The 18037-nt window shown below is 68.5% G+C and carries 17 protein-coding genes, 1 tRNA gene and 1 riboswitch; of the genes, 13 read left to right on the top strand and 5 right to left on the bottom strand.

Annotated elements, in window-relative coordinates; all coding sequences use genetic code 11:
• Window positions 1–228: 228 nt before the first annotated feature.
• The 9 genes from LCM32_RS08615 to LCM32_RS08655 all read left to right on the top strand — a co-directional run bounded on the left by LCM32_RS08615 (window position 229) and on the right by LCM32_RS08655 (window position 10060).
• A complete protein-coding gene (locus tag LCM32_RS08615) occupies window positions 229–1125 on the top strand; it encodes a siderophore ABC transporter substrate-binding protein (RefSeq protein ID WP_224820645.1) in 897 nt (298 codons plus the stop codon).
• 19 nt (window positions 1126–1144) lie between these two features.
• Complete coding sequence (locus LCM32_RS08620; protein WP_318246184.1) at window positions 1145–2140, top strand: ABC transporter permease; 996 nt, start codon at window positions 1145–1147, stop codon at window positions 2138–2140.
• On the top strand, window positions 2137–3102 hold the full coding sequence (locus LCM32_RS08625; protein ID WP_224820646.1) for an iron chelate uptake ABC transporter family permease subunit: 966 nt from the start codon (window positions 2137–2139) through the stop codon (window positions 3100–3102). The genes LCM32_RS08620 and LCM32_RS08625 overlap by 4 nt, the downstream gene beginning before the upstream one ends.
• Entirely contained in the window at window positions 3099–3857 is a 759-nt protein-coding gene (locus LCM32_RS08630) for an ABC transporter ATP-binding protein (protein WP_224820647.1), read from the top strand. Before LCM32_RS08625 ends, LCM32_RS08630 begins: the two co-directional genes overlap by 4 nt.
• A 145-nt stretch (window positions 3858–4002) precedes the next feature.
• Window positions 4003–6045, top strand: a complete 2043-nt coding sequence (locus tag LCM32_RS08635; RefSeq protein ID WP_224820648.1) for a TonB-dependent receptor plug domain-containing protein — start codon at window positions 4003–4005, stop codon at window positions 6043–6045.
• 277 nt (window positions 6046–6322) lie between these two features.
• Complete coding sequence (locus LCM32_RS08640; protein WP_224820649.1) at window positions 6323–7231, top strand: AEC family transporter; 909 nt, start codon at window positions 6323–6325, stop codon at window positions 7229–7231.
• A 445-nt stretch (window positions 7232–7676) separates the two neighbouring features.
• Window positions 7677–8495, top strand: a complete 819-nt coding sequence (locus tag LCM32_RS08645; protein WP_224820650.1) for a sugar phosphate isomerase/epimerase family protein — start codon at window positions 7677–7679, stop codon at window positions 8493–8495.
• Window positions 8496–8552: 57 nt separating this feature from the next.
• Window positions 8553–9215, top strand: coding sequence for an HAD family hydrolase (locus LCM32_RS08650; RefSeq protein WP_224820651.1), 663 nt, complete (start codon window positions 8553–8555; stop codon window positions 9213–9215).
• 59 nt (window positions 9216–9274) lie between these two features.
• The gene (locus tag LCM32_RS08655) at window positions 9275–10060 is read left to right on the top strand and encodes a MurR/RpiR family transcriptional regulator (RefSeq protein ID WP_224820652.1); all 786 of its coding nucleotides are present in this window, start codon (window positions 9275–9277) and stop codon (window positions 10058–10060) included.
• Between the two features lie 166 nt (window positions 10061–10226).
• Here the strand turns inward: LCM32_RS08655 and LCM32_RS08660 are convergent.
• Window positions 10227–10302, bottom strand: a tRNA-Ala gene (locus tag LCM32_RS08660).
• Between the two features lie 113 nt (window positions 10303–10415).
• Window positions 10416–10739, bottom strand: a complete 324-nt coding sequence (locus LCM32_RS08665; protein ID WP_224820653.1) for a TIGR02300 family protein — start codon at window positions 10737–10739, stop codon at window positions 10416–10418.
• Window positions 10740–10929: 190 nt separating this feature from the next.
• Here LCM32_RS08665 and LCM32_RS08670 point away from each other — a divergent pair, with 190 nt between their 5' ends.
• Together LCM32_RS08670 and LCM32_RS08675 are read left to right on the top strand one after the other, a co-directional pair.
• A complete protein-coding gene (locus LCM32_RS08670; RefSeq protein ID WP_224820654.1) occupies window positions 10930–11622 on the top strand; it encodes a SprT family zinc-dependent metalloprotease in 693 nt (230 codons plus the stop codon).
• A 123-nt stretch (window positions 11623–11745) separates the two neighbouring features.
• On the top strand, window positions 11746–12408 hold the full coding sequence (locus tag LCM32_RS08675) for a GntR family transcriptional regulator (RefSeq protein ID WP_224820655.1): 663 nt from the start codon (window positions 11746–11748) through the stop codon (window positions 12406–12408).
• On the opposite strand, the gene LCM32_RS08680 is transcribed toward LCM32_RS08675, so the two are convergent.
• The 3 genes from LCM32_RS08680 to thiB form a co-directional block, all read right to left on the bottom strand.
• Window positions 12405–13100 (bottom strand): ATP-binding cassette domain-containing protein, encoded by a 696-nt coding sequence (locus LCM32_RS08680; RefSeq protein ID WP_224820656.1) that lies wholly within the window; start codon window positions 13098–13100, stop codon window positions 12405–12407. The two genes, LCM32_RS08675 and LCM32_RS08680, sit on opposite strands and share 4 nt — an antisense overlap.
• The gene (locus tag LCM32_RS08685) at window positions 13087–14712 is read right to left on the bottom strand and encodes a thiamine/thiamine pyrophosphate ABC transporter permease ThiP (RefSeq protein WP_224820657.1); all 1626 of its coding nucleotides are present in this window, start codon (window positions 14710–14712) and stop codon (window positions 13087–13089) included. The genes LCM32_RS08680 and LCM32_RS08685 overlap by 14 nt, the downstream gene beginning before the upstream one ends.
• A gap of 75 nt (window positions 14713–14787) precedes the next feature.
• A complete protein-coding gene (gene thiB, locus LCM32_RS08690; RefSeq protein ID WP_224820658.1) occupies window positions 14788–15765 on the bottom strand; it encodes a thiamine ABC transporter substrate binding subunit in 978 nt (325 codons plus the stop codon).
• Window positions 15766–15813: 48 nt separating this feature from the next.
• Window positions 15814–15917: riboswitch (TPP riboswitch) on the bottom strand.
• Between the two features lie 221 nt (window positions 15918–16138).
• Between thiB and aroC the strand changes: the two genes are divergently transcribed.
• Window positions 16139–17242 (top strand): chorismate synthase, encoded by a 1104-nt coding sequence (gene aroC, locus LCM32_RS08695; protein WP_224820659.1) that lies wholly within the window; start codon window positions 16139–16141, stop codon window positions 17240–17242.
• Window positions 17243–17428: 186 nt separating this feature from the next.
• Window positions 17429–18037 (top strand): glutathione S-transferase family protein, encoded by a 609-nt coding sequence (locus LCM32_RS08700; RefSeq protein WP_224820660.1) that lies wholly within the window; start codon window positions 17429–17431, stop codon window positions 18035–18037.

An 18037-nucleotide genomic window follows, 5' to 3' on the forward strand; every position in this document is an offset into this window, starting at 1 on the left:
AATTTCGCTGTGGTTAATTTGGAATGATTCAAAGGCGGATCGCTTTGAACTCGGTCCTACATGGATATAGCTGATAAAAACAGTCGGAAAGAGGGTGCCTCCCCTCGGTCTCTTTTCGCCGGGCCCTGCCAGGGGCCGCCCCCTCCCCCGGGGCGCCCGTCCCAAGCCAACGCCCCTTGATTGATGTTCTCCGGTCGCGTGCCGGCCCCCGATCTCAAGGAGTTTCTCATGCGTTCCCTTCTTGGCGCCGTCCTTCTGGCCTGCACGGCCACCACCCTCAGCGCGCAGGACGTGACCGTCCAGACCGCCCGCGGCGATGTCACCCTCGACGGGTTGCCCGAAACCGTGATCACCATGGACCTTGCCGTGCTCGACCTGATCGACGCCATCGGCGGCGAGGTTGCAGGCGTGCCGACCATGGTCCTGCCCGAGTATCTCTCGAAATACGGTGCCGACAGCTACACCAAGCTGGGCTCGCCCTTCGAGCCGAACGTGGAGCAGGTGGCCGCGCTGCAGCCCGACCTGATCATCGTCGCGGGCCGCTCCGCGCAGGCCTATGACGAGCTGGCCCGCATCGCCCCGATCATCGACCTGACCTCTGAGCCGACGGATATGCTCGCCTCGATCAAGCGCAACGCGGCGACGATCGGCACGCTTTACGGCGCGGAAGAGGCCGCCGAGGACAAGGTGGCGGAGCTGGAAACCGCCCTTGCCGAGGTCAAGGCCAAGGCCGCCGAGGCCGGCCCCGCGCTGACCCTGCTGACCACCGGCGGGCGGATGAGCACCCACGGCGACGCGGGCCGCTTCGGCATTCTCTACAACGAGATGGGCTTCATCCCTGCGATCGAGAACGTGAAGGCCGGCAACCACGGTCAGCCGATCTCCTTCGAGTTCATCCGCGAGGTGAACCCGAACTGGATCTTCGTGGTGGACCGGGATGCCGCCATCGGCCGTGACGGCCAGCCTGCGGCGCAGATGCTGGACAATGCGATGGTGAACGGCACCGCCGCCGCCGAGGCCGGGCATATCGTCTACCTCGAGCCGAGCCACTGGTACCTCGTCGGCGCGGGCGTCACCGCGATGATCGACAGCGCCACGGCGATCTCGCAGGCGCTCGACAACTGAGGCAAGGGTGAGCGGCGCGGTGGACATATCGCCCTCAGGGGCCCGGGGCGGCAGTGACCGCGCCGGGGCCCTGATGGTCTGGGGCGGGTTGCTGGCACTGGTCCTGCTGGCCGGGGTCAGCCTCGTGGTCGGCGCGGGCCAGCTGGGCCTGCGCGGGCTGCTGGCCGATCCCGACACCGCGGGCCTGCTGCTCACCAGCCGCCTGCCGCGCACCGCGGCGTTGATCCTCGCGGGCATGTCCTCGGCGATCACCGGGCTGATCATCCAGCGGCTGGTGCAGAACCGCTTTGTCGATCCCACCACCATGGGCACCGTGGACAGTGCCGCCCTCGGGCTGCTGCTTGCGGTGATCTTCCTGCCTGCCGCCTCGCCGATGACCCGCATGGGGATCGCCGCGCTTTTCGCATGGGGCGGTACCGGGCTCTTCCTGCTGCTGCTGCGCGCCGTGCCGCGCCGGTCGCCGCTGATGCCGCCGCTGCTGGGGATTTCCTATGGCGCGGTGATCGGGGCGGCAGCCAGTTTCATCGCCTGGCAGATGGACCTGATGCAATCGCTGGGCGCGTGGATGTCGGCAGATTTCTCCATCGTCCTCTCGGGCCGGTACGAGATGCTCTACCTCGCCGCGGGCTTTACCGCGCTGGCCTGGGTCCTTGCCGACCGGTTCACGCTGGCGGGCCTTGGCGACAGCATGGCAAAGACGCTGGGGCTGAACCCCGGTCAGGTGCTGGCGCTGGGGATCACCATCGTCGCCGCCGTGGCGGGCTGCATCGTGGTGACCGTGGGCTTCATCCCCTTCCTCGGCCTCATCGTGCCGAACCTCGTGTCGCGCCGGGTGGGGGACAATCTGCGCCGGGCGCTGCCCGCCGTGGCCCTACTGGGCGCGGTGATGACGCTGGCCTGTGACATCGCGGGGCGGCTGATCTTCCACCCCTACGAGCTGCCCATCGGCGTGACCATGGGCGTGCTGGGGGCGGTGGTCTTCCTCTCCCTGCTGCTGCGGAGCCAACGCGCATGAGCCCCGATGCACGTTTTCACAGGGCCCGGCTGCTGGCGCTGTCGCTGGGCGGGCTGATGGCGCTGGCCGTGGCGGTCTACATGACCCTTGGGGCGGTCGGCAGCTGGTCCTTCGTACTGTCCTACCGGGGCGAGAAGCTGCTGACGATCCTGCTGGTGGCCTGGGCGGTGCCGGTCTCGACCGTGCTGTTCCACGTCATCTCGCGCAACCAGATTCTGACGCCCTCGATCATGGGGTTCGACGCGCTCTTCATGCTGATCCAGACGCTGGCGGTCTTCCTGATTGGCGCGGCCACGGTGACGCAATGGAACCCCGTCCTCGTCTACCTCGGAGAGCTGGCGGCCATGGTGGCCTTCTCGACGCTGCTCTTCCGCTGGCTCTTTGGCCGCATCGCGCAGAGCCTCGAACTGCTGCTGCTGGTGGGGATCATCTTCGGCGTGCTCTTCCGGTCTGTCACGGGGCTGCTGCAACGGCTGATCGACCCGGGCGAATTCCTCGTGCTGCAGGACCGGCTCTTCGCCTCCTTCTCGGGCGCCGATCCGCAGGTGCTGGCCATGTCGGCCGCGCTGGTGGCAGCGGCGAGCTTCTGGGCGATCTGGCGGCTGCCCGCGATCGACGCGATGATCCTCGGCCGTGACGGGGCGCTGGCGGTGGGTGTGCCGCACCGGCGCCTGACGGCCGAGGTCTTCCTGATCGTGACCCTGCTGGTCGCCGCCTCCACCGCGCTGGTGGGGCCGATCACCTTCTTCGGCCTGCTGGTCGCCAACCTCGCCTATCGCCTGCTGCCCGGTGCGCCGCTGCGCCTGACCCTGCCGCTGGCGGGCCTGCTGGGCGCGCTGCTGCTGGTGGGCGCACAGGTGGTTCTGGAGCGCGTGCTGGGCTTCACCGGCACCGTCGGCATGGTGATCGAATTCCTCGGCGGCCTTCTCTTCATCCTCCTTCTGATCGAGCGTGCCCGATGATCCGTGTCGAAAACCTTGGCAAAACATACGCTGGCGACTGGGTCGTGGACGTCGAGGCGCTGGAGCTGCCGCGCGGCGGCCTGACCGCGATCATCGGCCCGAACGGCGCGGGGAAATCCACGCTGCTCTCGATGATCTCGCGGCTCCAGGCCCCGGACCGGGGGCATGTGACGCTGGACGGACAGGACATCCTGCGGATCAAGGGCGACGTGCTGGCCCGGCAGCTGACGGTGCTGCGGCAGGACAACGCCATGACCGCGCGGCTGACAGTGGCCGACCTCGTGGCCTTCGGGCGCTACCCCTATTCCAAGGGCCGCCTGACCGAGGCCGACCGGGCCGAGATCGAGCGCGCGCTGGCGCTGGTGGATATCGTGCCCTACCGGCACCGCTTCCTCGACGAGCTTTCGGGCGGGCAGCGGCAGCGCGCCTTCATCGCCATGGTGCTGGCGCAGGACACGGAATACGCGCTCTTCGATGAGCCGCTCAACAGCCTCGACATCCGGCACGCGGTCTCGGTCATGCACCTGCTGCGGCGCGCGGCAGAGGATCTGGGCAAGACCGTCGTGACCGTGCTGCACGACCTGAATTTCGCGGCCCGCCATGCGGATCGCATCATCGCCATGAAGAACGGACGCCTGCAGGTGGTGGGGAGGCCCGATGAGGTCATCCGCCCGGCCATCCTGCGCGACCTCTACGGGCTGGATCTGGACGTGACCGAGCGGCAGGGGAAGCCGCTGGTCGATGTGTTCGGCTAGCCCGCAACAGGCCCCGGTTGAACGGGGCCAGACCCCGGCGCCCCTCTCCCGGTGCCGGTACAACGCCTTCTCCCATCCAGCTATGGCCCTGCGGGGGCAGCCAGAAGCGGACACGGGCACTCACGTGAAACGGAAGGACAGTTCCTTGACCCACTCCCTCATCGGCCGCCTGCGGCGGTCCAGTGCCATCGGCCTCACCGGGCTGCTGGCGGCCTCGCCGCTGGCCGCACAGGACAGCGACGACACCAGCGTGATCGCGCTGGACGAGATCATGGTGCAATCCGCCTCGGGCGGCGAAACCACGGTGCAGGATGCGCCGGCCTCGATCTCGGTCATCGACAGCGAGACCATCGAGAAGGAAGGCGCGCGCGAACTGACCGACGTGCTGCGCAAGATCCCCGGCCTGAACCTGACGCGCGGTAACAGCGGCACCAATGACGTGTCCTTCCGCGGCATGTCCTCCAGCCGGACGCTCTACCTCGTCAACGGCAAGCGGATCAGCTCCTCCGGTGCGATGCTGCGCGACTATCAGGGCGATCTGAGCACTATTCCCGTGGATGCCATCGACCGGATCGAAGTGGTCCGGGGCCCGATGTCCACGCTCTACGGCTCGGACGCCATGGGCGGGGTGATCAACATCATCACCAAGGAACCCGGCGACATCTGGTCCGGCTCGGTCACGGCGGAATACACCACCGGCTCTGACGACACGACGGCGCCAAGCCGCCAGATCTCGGGTTACTTCAGCGGTGCGCTTTCCGAGACGGTGAACATGGCGATCTGGAGCAAGTACTCCAAGCAGGACGCGCCGGAGCCCTTCACCTACGTCGATGCGGAGGGCGAGGAGGCCTCCGTCAGCGGGACGCTCGGCTCCGAGGTGCACCAGATCGGCACGTCGCTGACATGGTCGCCCAGTTCTGCCGTCACCTGGGGCGTCGAGGCGACCCACAGCCAGGAAAACTACCTCGCCTACGACGATCACGACGGCAACCGCCTGAAAAAGACCGGCGTCGCGCTGACCAACGACTGGCAGATCGCCGGCGGCACGCTGTCGTCCTACCTGCGCTACGAGCACAGCACCAATGAGCCCTGGGAGACCGACGGCTATTGGGGCGACGCGATCGAATATGACACGGTCACCTTCGAAAGCCGCTACAACAACTTCACCTATCTCGCCGACCGCGAGTTGGAATATACCTTCGGCTTCGAAGTGGCGCGGGACAAGCTGAAGGACAACCAGACCAACCGCGACAACGCCGAGATCGGCGGCTCGGTCATGACCGGCGCGCTCTATGCCGAGGGCCGCTACCAGGTGACCGATGCGCTGAAGCTGACCGCGGGCCTGCGCCTCGACCAGCACGAGGAATATGGCCTCCACGTCACGCCGCGGATCTATGCGAACTATGACCTCGGCAGCGGGCTGATGCTGAAGGCGGGCTATGCCCAAGCCTTCGTCGCGCCGGACCTGCGGTCCCTGAACCCAGACTACCTGATCGCCTCGCGCGGGAACGGCTGCAAACCCTATCCCGGGCCCTGCAACATCATCGGGAACCCCGACCTCGAACCCGAAACCTCGGACAACTACGAGATCGGGCTGAACTACCAGGGCGCGGGCCTGTCGTGGGAGGTGACGGCCTTCTACAACGACGTCACCAACATGTTCGGCGCCATGCGCACCGGTGAGCAGAACGAGAGCGGCTACGACATCTTCCAGCGCACCAACATCGACGAAGGCCGCACGGCCGGTGTCGAGGGTGGCATGTCCTTCGACGTGAGCCCCGATCTGACCTGGTCGAACACCTTCACCTGGATCGCCCTGTCGGAGTTCAAGTACGACTTCATGGACGAGACCTACCCGATGGCCACCACGCCCGAGCTGAACATCACCACCGGCCTGTCGTGGCGGGCGAATGACCGGCTGACCCTGAACGGGCAGGTGACCTACGTCGGGCGTCAGGCGGGCTACATCACCGAGGCGTCGCTGGGCGAGGACGAGGCCAACGCGGTGCCCGCGGGGCAGAACAGCGATCCCTATTTCCTCGTGGATGTGGGCGTGACCTATGACCTGACGGATCGTGCGCGGGTGAATTTCGGGATCGACAACCTGTTCGACCAGCAGCCGGACAATACGGTTTCGTATCGCGAAAACGGCCGCCTGTTCCGGGTTGGTCTGACCTCGCGGTTCTAAGGCCCCGAGAGGGCAGGGCCGCGCGGGGGCCGCACCCCCGTGCGGCGTCTTTTCCCCGGCCTCGTGGTCGGGAGAACCTGACCGAAAAACGGGCTGCCCCTGCGGTACGGGGGTAGCCCCGGCTCAAGCGCCTGAAGACGCAGCGCCGCGTGGCGCGTGGGGCGGCTGGCGGGGCCCTCCATGCGGCATCCGCTGGCCGGGGCGCGGAGGATGGTCTAGACCGCAGGGGCGGATCGGCGCCGGGATGGTCCGCCGCTGGCAAGCTACGGGCATCCACATGCTGTTGATCACGATCTGGCCCCTCTTCGCGCTGATCTGCGTTGGGTATCTCCTCCGGCGCAGGGGATTTCCCTCGGTCGAGTTCTGGTCCGCGGCAGAGCGGCTGAATTACTTCATCCTCTTCCCCGCCCTGCTGCTGGCAAGCCTCGGCAACGCGCCCGTGCGCGACCCCGCGCTGCTGCGCTTCGGCGGGGCGGCGGCCGCGACGATCCTGATCGCCTGCGCCCTGCTGGCTTTGCTGCGGCTGGTGCGCCCGATGCCCGCCGCGCGGTTCGGGCCGCATCTTCAGGGGCTGGTGCGGTTCAACACCTACCTCGCGCTTGCGCTGCTGGCGCTCCTGAGCGGGCCGGAGGGCGTGTCGCGCGCGGCGATCTACCTCGCCGTCGCGGTGCCGCTGGTCAACGTGCTGTCGATCCTCGCGCTCAGCGGCGAAGGGGCGGCGCGCAAGCCGCTGCATCTGGCCAAGACGATCCTCAGGAACCCGCTCATCCTCGCCTGCCTCACCGGCTTTGCGCTCGCGCTCAGCGGGATCGGCCTACCCTTCGGAACCGGCAGTTTCCTCAAGCTGCTGGGGCAGGGGAGCCTGCCGCTCGGTCTGCTCTGCGTCGGGGCGGCGCTGAACATCACGGCGCTGCGGCACCGCCTTTCGGGCCTCGTGGGGATCAGTCTGGCGCGACTGCTGGCAATGCCCGTGCTGGCGGCGCTGGTCTGCCTGCCCTTCGGGTTGAGCGGGGTCGAGGCGATGGTGCTGGTGGTCTTCTCGGCGGTGCCGACGGCGCCCACGGCCTATGTGCTGACCCAGCAGCTGAAGGGCGACGGCGAGCTGATGGCCGGGATCGTCACCTTCCAGACCATGGCCGCGCTTGCCACCCTGCCGCTGGTGCTGTGGCTCCTTCCGATCGGCTGACCGAGAGGGCCGGGAACAGCGCGCCTCAGGCCGGGAGCGGAGCGCCTGCGCGCAAGGCAAGCGCGAGGTCGGGGCGATCCGTGGTCAGATGCCCGACGTCCCGGTCGAGCCATGCCTGCATCACCTCCGGTTCGTTATTCCTGAAAGGCCGGCGCCGCGGGGGTGGACCGGCGGGAAAGGGGTGGTGCAAAGCCGGCGCGGCGTGGTCGCCTGCTGCCGCGAATAGGCCCCGCGCCCGATGACAGTTCGGTTTCGGAAAGGTCACGGTTTCACGAAGTTTGGAGCACCGCTCCATAGATGCGGATCGGTATGGAGTTTTGTGATCATACCGTCACATGGGCGCGCTAGGGCAGGCGCATCGCCCGGCCCATCGCTCGGCCCGGTGGGGTCGGCGCAGGCCCCACCGGTCCCGTCGACCGGGCGTTTCCCAGGATACGGAGCTATCATGACCTCTCTTCCCGTACTCGGCGCGGCCATGCCGCTGGATGTGCTCGAAACCTACCGCGACTGGATCCTTGAGGATCAGCGCGATCTGGAACTGCAGGATTTCATCTCCGCCGAGGTCCTGAACGGCGATGCCGCGCCGCTGGTCGAACGCGCGCGCAAGCTGCTGGACGGTCACAGCGGGCGGCTTGGTATCCACGGGCCGTTCTGGGGGCTGACGCTGGCCAACCCCGATGCCGACATGCGGGCGCTGACCACCAAGCGGATGGAGCAGGGCCTTGCGGTCTGCGAGGCGCTCGGCGCGACGCAGATGGTGATCCACAGCCCCTACACGACGTGGATGTACAACAACCTCGACAACCAGCGCTCGGCCCGTCAGGACGTGGTGGACCTCGTCCATGCCACGCTGGACCCGGTGATCGCCCGCGCCGAGGCCGCCAACGTCACCATGGTGATCGAGAATATCGAGGACAAGGACGCCGACGCCCGGGTGGCGCTTGCGCAGTCCTTCGACAGCGCCTCGGTCAAGGTCTCCATCGACACCGGTCACGCCCATTACGCGCACGGCTCCACCGGCGCGCATCCGGTCGATTACTTCGTGCTCCGCGCGGGCAACATGCTGGAGCATATCCACATTCAAGACGCCGACGGCCATGCGGACCGGCACTGGGAGATCGGCAAGGGCACCGTGAACTGGCCCGCCGTCTTTGGCGCGCTCGCCACGCTGGAGAGCAACCCGCGGCTGATCATGGAGCTGCGCGACAAGTCGGGCCTGCTGGCCTCCGCCAAGTACCTCAACGACCTCGGGCTTGCCCGCTGACGCTCGCATGACCCTGACAGCCGGCGGGTGCCACCGGCTGTCCGCCAAGGATTTTCAATGACCGAGTTGATCTGTTTCGACTGCGATGGCGTGCTGGTGGACAGCGAAGTGATCGCGACCCGTACGCTGGTGAATTGTTTTGCGGCCATGGGGGTCACCACCTCTGTCGCGGAGGCCGGTGCGCTCTTCACCGGCAAGAGCGCCGAGGCCACCCGCAGCATCGCCCAAGACCGTTTCGGGCTGGAGCTGACGCCGGCCTTTTACGCGCTCTACGACCGGCTGCTCTACCAGAGGTTCCGGGGCCAGCTGCGCCCTGTGCCCGGCATCGCCGAGGTGATCGCCGCGCTAAGCCTGCCCCATTGCGTCACCTCCAACAGCGGCCATGCGCGGCTGGAGCTCTCGCTGGGGCTGACGGGGCTGGCGCGGTGTTTCCGGGACCGGGTGTTCAGTGCCGAGGACGTGGCCCGGGGCAAGCCTGCGCCCGATCTCTTCTTCCATGCCGCCGCCCGCATGGGGACCGATGCCAGCCGCTGCACGGTGATCGACGACAGTGTCAGCGGGATCGCCGGGGCCGTCGCCGCCGGGGCGCGGGCCATCGGCTTCACCGGTGGCAGCCACGTCGATGCCGGTCACGCCGCTCGCCTGCGTGAGGCCGGGGCCTGTTGCATCGCGGATTCGGCCGCCGCGCTGGCCGGGCTGCTGCGCGCCCGCGCGGCTTGAGCGCGCGAGACGCAGCGATCAGGATGGCGGCGGGCCCACCGCCCGAAGGGGGAGCTCACATGTCCGACCGGACCCTGCTCATGCGTGACGTGCTGCGCCGCATCGAGTGCAGCCGGGATGACCTGCCCGGCGCCCTTGGCCGCATCGCGGATTTCGTCCTGCGAGAGCCGGAGGCGGTGGTGCAGGCCTCGATGTCGGAACTGGCGGTGCTGGCGGGCAGCGGCGAGGCCAGCATCGTGCGGTTCTGTCGCAAGCTGGGCTTCGACGGTTACGCTGCGTTCAAGCTCTCCCTCGCCTCGGACATCCCCTACCGCCACAGCGCCGTGCCGAAGGAAACAGACCTCGGCACCCGAATCGCGGAGGCGGTGCGCGCCACCGTCGACAACACCGTCGAGGCCGAACTGGTCGAGGTGGCGCAGAAGCTTGTGGCGGCGCGGCACGTCGATATCTTCGGTGCCGGGGTCTCTGGCATTGTGGCGCGGCTCTTTGCCTACCGGTTTTCCCGTGTCGGCCTCGTGGCGCGGTGGATCGACGATCCCATCGTCGCGGGAGAGATCGCAGGCGCGCTCGACGCGCGGTCGGTCTACATGACGATCTCGGAGACCGGCTTGACCGAGCAGACCGAGCGGCTGCTGTCCCTGGCGGGAGAGCGGGGCGCCTACCGGGTCGCAATCTCGGGGCGGCGGATCGCCGATCTGGCGCGGATGTGTGACAAGGTGCTGATCGCAACGCCGCTGTCGCCTCTGCCGGAACGCGGCGAGATCGGCCCCGTCGCGGCCAAGATCGTGCTCTGCGAACTGCTGGCCGATCAGGTCAAGAAGGCGCGGGACGGGTCCGGGGCCTGACGCGGCGGCGCTGTCGTCAGGGGATTTGTGCGGCGGAGCGTAGCGGGGGCCAGGGCCCCTGCGCGGCGGTGTCCCCGAGAAGGGCATGATCGCCGGAAGCGGCGCGCCAGACGCGGTTGCACCGCGCCGCTGGGGCGAGGAAACGAACCGGATTTCAAGGGGGTAATGGTGGAGCCTAGGGGGATCGAACCCCTGACCTCTTGCATGCCATGCAAGCGCTCTCCCAGCTGAGCTAAGGCCCCGTTCCGAGACCCGTTCGGGTCTGTGCGGCGTTCTCTATGGGATGGCCGGGGCGGGATCAAGCGGAAAAATCACGCCCCGGGGAATTTCTTGCCGTCGCTTGCGCGACGTAAACTTACGACTCGTCGTCGTCGGCTGCGACGTCGGCCAGATCGTCCAGCGAGACGTTGTCGTCGTCGTCGTCCTCATCCAGCAGATCATCATCGAGATCCACGTCGACGTCGTCTTCCAGATCGTCGTTGTCCGCGTCCGACGCATCGACACGCGATTTCTTGGACTGCGAATCCTCCGCGTCGGCCGCGATCATGCGGCTGCGGTTCGCTTCCACTTCCACGATCTCGCCCGTGTAGGGGCTGACGATCGGGGTCTTGTTCAGATCGTAAAAGCGTTTGCCCGTGGTCGGGCAGACGCGCTTCACGCCCCATTCTTCCTTGGGCATCGGGCTCACCTTTCGATGGTCTCTCTTGTCGACGATCCGCGCCACCTGCCATAAGCAAGACAGGGTGTCAAAGCCTTTCCGCCCTGCGCGCAGCCCCTGTCAACCCATGCCGGCCAACCGGTGCAGGATCGGGACACTTGCGGAGGGCAGTGGCAGCAACAATGGCCGGACCGGCCTTCGAGGGGCTCATATGGGGCAGCATATCCTTCCGGGCAACCCCCCGGTGGAGATCAATCTGAAACGATCGGGTCGCGCGCGGCGGATGTCGCTGCGTGTGTCCTCTCTCGATGGCCGGGTGACGCTGACGCTGCCGCGCGGGGTGAGCGACCGCGACGGCCTCGCCTTTGCCTGCGAGAAGGCCGAGTGGCTGCGCCGCCAACTGTCGGGGCAGGGGGCGCCGGTCTCGGTGGGGCTGGGGGTCGAGGTGCCGCTTGGCGGCCGGATGCTGCCGGTTCTGGCCACCGATACGGGCCGCGCGCCCCGGGTGGAGGCGGATGCGATCCGCGTGCCGGGCAACCCCGAGACCGCGCCGCGGAGGGTGCAGGCGCTGCTGCGCCAGATCGCCGGGCAGCGGCTGGCCGAAGCCTCGGACCTCTATGCCGGGCGGCTGGGGCGGCGCTACACGGGGATCACCCTGCGCGACACGCGCTCCCGCTGGGGCTCCTGCACCTCGACCGGCGGGCTAATGTACTCCTGGCGGCTGGTTATGGCGCCGCGCGAGGTGCTGGACTACGTGGCGGCCCACGAGGTGGCGCATCTGGCGGAGATGAACCATTCCGCCGCCTTCTGGCTGGTGGTCGAGCAGATCTACGGGGATTACGCCGCGCCGCGGGACTGGCTGCGGCGCCATGGGGCAGAGCTTCACCGCTACCGATTCGACTGAGGCTGGCGGGGAAGGGGGGCTGTCTGCCCCCCGGCTGCTACGCAGCCTCCCCCCGAGGATATTTGGGAACAGTGGATGGGAGCGGCCCTTGACCCGCCGAGGGTTTGTGATCACATGTCGATCATGTTGCTCGCTCCGCGCCCTGAAAGCCCCCGTTCCGATCCGACGCCTGCCGCCCATGACCGGGTGTATCGCGGGCTGCGCACCCGTATCATGCATGGGGCGATTGCGCCGGGGCAGGCGCTGACCCTGCGCGGCATCGGCGCGGAGTTCGGCGTCTCCATGACGCCCGCGCGCGAAGCGGTTCGGCGGCTGGTGGCGGAGGGCGCCTTGCAGCTCTCGTCGTCGGGGCGGGTCTCGACGCCGGAGCTCACGAACGAGCGGATCGAGGAACTGGCGGCGCTGCGGGCGCTGCTGGAGGTCGAACTGGCGAGCCGCGCGCTGCCGCGGGCGCATATGGCGCTGATCGACCGGCTGCAGACCATCAATGCCTCCATCGGCGAGGTGATCGAGGCCCATGATGCCGTGGGCTATATCCGCACCAACCTCGAGTTTCACCGGACGCTCTATTTGCGGGCGCAGGCGCCGGCGATGCTGGCCATGGCCGAGACCGTCTGGCTGCAGCTGGGGCCCACGATGCGCAAGCTCTATGGCCGGTTGCAGCGCCGTGAGACGCCGCATTTCCACAAGCTGATCATTGCCGCGCTGAAGGCCGGCGATGAGCCCGGGCTGCGGCTGGCGGTGCGTTCGGACGTGACGCAGGGCCTGCGGATGCTGACGACCTAACCCTCGCCGAGGTAGGCGCGCAGGGCGGGTGTGGGATCGTCCAGCAGGGCGATCGGGGCCGGCGGCTCGGCGCGGTTGTCGGAGACGAGGATCAGCCTGTCGGCGATGCGGCGGGCATCCTCGGGCGCATGGGTGACCATGAGCAGCGTGGCACCGGTCTCCTCCACCACCGCGCGGACGAGGGCGAGCATCTCTGCACGCAGGGCTGGGCCGAGGGCGGCGAAGGGTTCATCCAGCAGGAGGAGCGGGCGGTTCTGCACCAGCACGCGGGCGAGCGCCGCGCGGCTTTGCTGGCCGCCGGAGAGGGCGCCGGGGCGCCTGTCCCCCATGCCGTCGAGACCCACGCGGGCGAGGGCCTCGCGGACGCGGGCATGATCGTTGGCGGTGAGCCGCAGGTTGGGGCTGAGGCCGAGGGCCACGTTGCGGGCGATATCGAGATGCGGAAAGAGGTTGCCATCCTGAAACAGCATCGCCACGGGCCGCGCGGCGGGCGCGAGGGCGGTCAGGTCGCGGTCCTCCCAGAGGATGCGGCCTGTGCGGGGCGGCAGGAAGCCCGCGATGGCGTTGAGCAGCGTGGACTTGCCCGCGCCCGAGGGGCCGATCAGCGCGCAGCGGCTGCCGCGGGGCAGGGTGAGGTCTGCGGTCAGGGAGAAATCGCCCTGTTGCAGGATCAGGTGGTCAAGCGTGAGCACCGGCGCGCCCCCATCGGTCGAAGATCCAGAAAAGCCCGAAGCTGAGCGCGAGCAGCACCAGCGCCGCCCCCTGCGCGGCCTGCATCTGGTAGGCGCCCATCAGGCGGTACATCTGCAGCGGCAGCGTGGCCTGCTGCGGGTCAGCGAAAAGCGCGATCACCCCGAGGTCGCCCATGGCGAGCGCCGCGGTCAGCCCGGCGGCAAAGCCGAGGGCGGGGCGCAGGCGTGGCAGGGTGAGCAGGCGCAACCGGGCGAGGCCGGTGAGGCCGAGGTGATCGGCGAGGCGGCCGTGCTCTGCCTCGATCCGTGCCGCGACGGGGGCGAGGATGCGCAGGGCGAAGGGCAGGGCCATGAGCGTGTTCACCAGAACGGTGATCGGCAGGGCCAGCGTGGCAGGGGCGGCGAGGGGCAGCACCAGCAGGAAGAGCCCTGTCCCGAGGACGAGGCTGGAGACCGCCAGCGGCAGCAGGCCCGCCGTTTCGACCCAGGTGCGACGCGCAAGCGCCATGGCCAGCGCAAGCGCCATGGTGGTGGCAGTGGCCGCGAGGCTGACCAGCAGCGAGTTCAGCGTGGCCGGCCAGAGGCTGGCGGGCAGGCGGGTGAGGCCGCCGATCCCGTTCAGAACGATCACCGCCAGCGGGACCAGCAGGAAGCCGGCGGCCAATGCGATCGCGGCGCCGTCGATCAGGCGCAGCGGCAGGCTGCCCGCGTCCCAGCGGGTGACGGGCCGGTCGAGGCCACTGCCGAAGCCCGCGGGCCGTCCGATGCGCAGCGAGATCAGGGCGGCGCCTGCGACGAGGGCCAGCTGGATCACGGCCAGCGTGGCGGCGCGGGTCAGGTCGAAATCGAACTGGAAGCTCTGGTAGATCGCGAGCTCGACCGTCGTGGCGGCAGGGCCGCCGCCGAGGGTGAGCGCCACCGCGAAGGAGGAGAGGCAGATCGCGAAGATCACCAGCGCCGTGCCGGGCAGCGTGGCGCGCAGCATGGGGGCTTCCAGCAGGCGGAAGACCGCGGAGGGGCGCAGGCCGAGCTGTGCGGCAAGGCGGAAGCGTTCGGCGGGGATCGCCTGCCAGCCCTGAAGGATCAGCCGCACGGCAAGGGGCAGGTTGAAGAAGACATGGGCCAGCACCACCCCGTGCAGCCCGTAGATACGCAGCGTGGGCAGGCCGAGCGCGGTGAAACCTTCGTTCACCAGACCGCCGCGTCCGAAGACGGCAAGCAGGGCGAGGACGGCGACGATCACCGGCAGCAGGAAGGGCGCGCCCATCAGCGTGATGACGAAGCCCCGGCCGGGGAAGCGGCGGCGGGCAAGGGCGCGGGCCACGGGCACGGCCAGAAGGGTCGAGATCAGGGCCGAAAGCAGCGCCTGCCAGAGGGTGAAGCGCAGCGCGGCCAGATCGGCGGGGCCGAGGCGGAAGAGGGGCTCACCTTGGTCTTCTGTTGCCGCCCGCCACAGGATCGCGGCGAGCGGCAGGACGAGCGCGAGACAGACAGCCCCCGCGGCGAGGCGCCCGGCGAGGGCCCCCGGTCCGTGAGTGGGTGCGGGGACTGTCCGAAGGCGGCGGGCCGGTAATGGCGCCGCCGCCGGGGTCTCGCCTCGTGTCGGATGCATCGGATCAGGTCTCCGATGTGTCGCAGGTCAGTTTGCCCGTCACGGGGCGAGCCACTGGACGAGTCACCGGGCGCGTCACTGGGCGAGCGCCGCGCGCCATTCCTCGAGCGCGGCATCGCGGGCGGCCTGCGCCTCGGCCACCGGCATGAGGAGTGGCGTGGCGGGGACGGTCAGGGTCTCGTAGCCCTCGGGCAGACCGGCCGCGGGGGTGACGGCGGGGTACATCCAGTTCGTCGTGGGGATCGCGGATTGCACCGCCTCGCCGGTCAGGAACTGGAGGAACTGCTGCGCGAGCTCGGGCTGATCGGTCGAGGCGAGCGCGGCGGCCACTTCGACCTGCATGTAATTGCCCTCGTCGAAGGCGAGCGCGGTCTTGGTGGCGTCATCCTCGGCGATCAGGTGGTAGGCGGGCGAGGTGGTGTAGGACATCACCAGATCGGCCTCGCCCTCGAGGAAGAGGCCATAGGCCTCGGACCAGCCGGGGGTGACGGTGACGATATTGTCGGCCAGCGCCTCCCAGATCGCCGGGGCCTCGTCGCCGTAGGCCTGTTTCACCCAGAGCAGCAGCCCGAGGCCGGGGGTGGAGCTGCGCGGATCCTCGATCACGATCGAGGCGTCGCTGTCGGCCAGCGCGCGGAAACTTGTCGGCTGGGGGCCGTCGGTGAGGCCGACGAAGGCAAAATAGCCCCAGTCGAAGGGCACGAAGGTCTCGTCCGTCCAGTCGATCGGCAGGCTGTAGTCGGCGGTGACGCCCGAGGGGGCGAAGAGGCCGCTCTCCGCGGCCGCGCCCATCAGCGCGGTATCGAGGCCGAGGACCACGTCGGCCTCGGTACGGGCGCCTTCGAGGCGCAGCCGCGAGAGCAGCGCCGCGCCGTCGCCCGCCGTGACGAAGGTCACGTCACAGCCGCAGGTCTTCTCGAATTCCGCCTCGATCACCGGGCCGGGGCCCCATTCGGTGGCGAGGGAATCATAGGTGTAAACAGTAAGCTCAGGGGTCTGCGCGGCGGCCTGTGTGGCCATGAGCAGTCCCGCAGCAATTGCCAGATGTCGCATTGTCATCCTCCACTTGCGACGGGCGGGGCAAGTATCGGACGGCCTTGGGGCGCGGATCCGGACCTTCCCTCCGCCGGTCTTAACCGGTTCAGGTTCAACGGGTTCGCGGATCACCGCATCTCAGCCACTGTGGGGCACCCCGAGGTGGGGGCGACACTAGTGAGCGACGGGGCGGCTGGCAAGGGGGGTGCGATCGGGCCTGCGGGAGGGGGGCGAGGGGGCAGGGGGGCTGTCTGCCCCCCGGGCCTGCGGCCCTCCCCCCGAGGATATTTGGGAACAGTGGATGGGGGGCGGGCGGCCTGCCGGGGCCTTGCGCAATTGAACTGCGGGGCGGTTCGGGATAACGGGGGGCGAAGTCAGGAGGACGCGCCCCATGTCGATGAACAGCTTTGGCCATCTTTTCCGTGTCACCACCTGGGGCGAGAGCCACGGGCCGGCGCTGGGGGCGACCGTCGATGGCTGCCCTCCGGGGGTCGAGATCGACGAGGCGATGCTTCAGCAGTGGCTGGACAAGCGCAAGCCGGGCCAGTCGAAGTACACCACCCAGCGGCGCGAGCCCGATCAGGTGGAGATCCTCTCGGGCGTTTTCGAGGGCAAGACCACCGGCACGCCGGTGCAGCTGATGATCCGCAACACCGACCAGCGGTCGAAGGATTACTCCGAGATCTCGCAGACCTTCCGGCCCGGTCACGCCGACATCACCTATTTCCAGAAGTATGGCATCCGCGACTATCGCGGTGGCGGCCGGTCTTCGGCGCGCGAGACGGCGGCGCGGGTGGCGGCAGGCGGGCTGGCGCGGGCGGTGCTGGCCAAGCTGGCCCCCGAGGTGAAGATCACCGGCTACATGGTGCAGATGGGGCCGAAGGCGATCGACCGGTCGCGGCTGGACCTCGGCCAGATCGGCGAGAACCCCTTCTGGTGCCCCGATCCGGTGGCGGCGCAGGACTGGGCCGACTACCTCGACAGCCTGCGCAAGAGCGGCAATTCCGTGGGCGCCGTGGTCGAGGTCATCGCCTCGGGCGTGCCGGCGGGGCTGGGCGCGCCGGTCTATGGCAAGCTCGACACCGAGCTGGCCGCCGCGATGATGTCGATCAACGCCGTGAAGGGCGTGGAGATCGGCGAGGGCATGGCGGCCGCGGCGCTGACCGGGGAAGAGAACGCCGACGAGATCTTCATGGGCAACGACGGCAAGCCGGTCTACGGCTCGAACCATGCGGGCGGCATCCTCGGCGGGATTTCCACCGGGCAGGACCTCGTGGTGCGCTTTGCGGTGAAGCCGACCTCCTCCATCCTGCGACCGCGCGCCTCGATCACGCTGGAGGGCAAACCGGCCGAGGTGATCACCAAGGGCCGGCACGATCCCTGCGTCGGGATTCGCGCCGTGCCAGTGGGCGAGGCGATGATGGCCTGCGTGGTGCTGGACCATCTGTTGCTGCACCGCGGCCAGATCGGCGACGCAGGTGGCAAGATCGGCTGAGCCGACCTTGTCGAAAATTTCACCAATACCCCCCTATTCTGACGAATAGTTTGCGACGACAAGCTTGTGTAAGGCACAGGCAGGCTTGGACGTGACGCGATCCCGCGTCAGATTATTAAGAAATGAATGGAAGCGTGTCGGCCGCGTATCGTGGCCGCTGCGCCTTCCGGGTGTTTAGGTGCCTTGATGTTAACGCTGTATTACGCCCCGAACAGCCGCGCGTCGCGCGTCCATCAGCTCTGCATCGAGCTTGGCGCGCTGCGGCTGGTGAACGTGGTGCCGGTCTCCATCGCCCGCATGGATGGCACCGGCTGGCCCGATGCGATCAATCCCCACCCGGAGGGCAAGGTGCCGCTGCTGGACCACAATGGCGAGCTGGTCTGGGAAACCGCGGCGATCTTCATCTATCTGGCGGATCTCTTCCCCGAGAACGGGCTGGCCCCGATGCCGGGGCACACCGGGCGCGGGCAGTATCTGTCGTGGATGTCGTGGTATTCCGGTGTGCTGGAGCCGGTGATGCTGTTCCACCTCTACAAGGTGGAGCACCCCGCCCTGCGCTATGCCTATCGCGGCCTGCGCGAGGTGCGGGGCCGGCTGGAGACGATCCTGTCGCACCAGCCCTACCTCATGGGGGCGCAATTCTCTGCCGCGGACCTGCTGATCGCCGATGCCTTCGGCGCGCTGCCCGACGCGATGCCGCAGAGCGAGGTGATCTCGGAATGGGTCATGCGCTGCCGGACCCGGCCCTCGGTCACCGATACGATGATCTTCGACAAGCAGCTGGCGGCGGAGTGA

Source organism: Pseudooceanicola nanhaiensis, assembly GCF_020171315.1.
In the GTDB taxonomy this organism is placed as follows: domain Bacteria; phylum Pseudomonadota; class Alphaproteobacteria; order Rhodobacterales; family Rhodobacteraceae; genus Pseudooceanicola; species Pseudooceanicola nanhaiensis_A.